Source organism: Pseudomonas sp. NBRC 111138 (assembly GCF_001320835.1).
GTDB classification, from domain to species: Bacteria; Pseudomonadota; Gammaproteobacteria; order Pseudomonadales; family Pseudomonadaceae; genus Aquipseudomonas; species Aquipseudomonas paracarnis.
In genome coordinates, this window is the sequence record NZ_BCBO01000194.1 from 1 (window position 1) to 549 (window position 549).

Genomic DNA, 549 nt, shown 5'->3' on the forward strand with positions numbered 1-549 from the left:
AACCCGCCCTTGAATACACCCCACATCAATTGTGGGAGCTGGCTTGCCTGCGATGGCGATTTCAGCCACGACCACTCTTTTTACGCCCCCTTCCCCTGCCCCAAAAAAAACATCCCCGCCCGTCAAAAACCCCCACGCCCAGCAAAGCCTTGCAAACACTCGCTTTGGCCGAAACCCACGTCATTTTGGCGCTCCCAAGTGACCATCCGCCGCAACACAAACCTGAATTTTTCCCTATAATGCGCGGGTAAATCGGGCCTGCAATATCCCTTTACACAGGGATAAAGAGCCAGACCTTGAGCCTGCGCTGCAGCAAGCACGCATCGCTGCGCCCCTCAAGCCTCATGCAGCACCCGCAACCTGATTCCGTTTATTTGCCTGCGCGAGCTGTTGCAACAAACGATTCCTTAAGATCCACCGCGGCCCTAGGGCCGTGTGAACACCCAACCATCCGGTTTCACACGGGCACCTTTGAGCCCTCACGCAGGAGACGACACGTCATGCTGAGCTGGGACGAATTCGACAAAGAAAAAGAAGGCGAAGTAGCCG

General features: G+C 55.9%; 1 protein-coding gene. It reads left to right on the forward strand.

From position 1 onward, the window contains the following. Positions 1 to 296: 296 nt before the first annotated feature. A partial coding sequence (locus tag APH41_RS29215) for a hypothetical protein (protein WP_218187874.1) occupies positions 297 to 549 on the forward strand: 253 nt, incomplete at its 3' end.